This window comes from Lysobacter sp. Soil_N_51, from assembly GCF_057655755.1.
The window spans coordinates 1-476 of record NZ_JBDGLR010000029.1 but is presented as its reverse complement, the minus strand read 5'-3'; the positions used below and the strand labels follow the sequence as shown (position 1 = coordinate 476).

Sequence of the window (476 nt, the reverse complement as noted above, 5' to 3'; positions counted from 1 at the left end):
ATCGTGTCGGTCAGCGTGTAGACGTCCGTCAGCGCCGCAGTGCTGATCGTGGTGCTCAGGGTGTAGGTGATCGTCGCGCCCGGGTTGACCGTGGTGCCGGTCGCCGGATCCGACGACTTGCTGCTGGTGATCACCGGCGCCGCGACCGTATGGGTCGTCGTGCAGTTGGTGCACTCCGGGTCCGGGTCGCCACCACCGATGCCCGTCACGCTGTTACCGACCGTGCCGGCCGCATCCGCGTCGACGGTGGTGGTGTAGGTCAGCGTATAGGTGCCCGGCAGGGTGCCGGCCGGCAGGGTGCACGACAGCGGGCCGGTGCCCGTGCAGGTGTACGCACCGGCATTGGTCACGCTGCCGAACGTCTGATCGCCGCTGATGGTGTCGGTCAGCGTGTAGACATCCGTCAGCGCCGCAGTGCTGATCGTGGTGCTCAGGGTATAGGTGATCGTCGCACCCGGATTGACCGTGGTGCCGGT

1 protein-coding gene is annotated in these 476 nt (G+C 67.2%); it reads right to left on the bottom strand.

All coding sequences use genetic code 11. The annotated features are described in order from the left end of the window. The coding region (locus tag AC3A4T_RS24530; protein ID WP_487677759.1) for a hypothetical protein at positions 1–476 on the bottom strand (476 nt) is incomplete at both ends.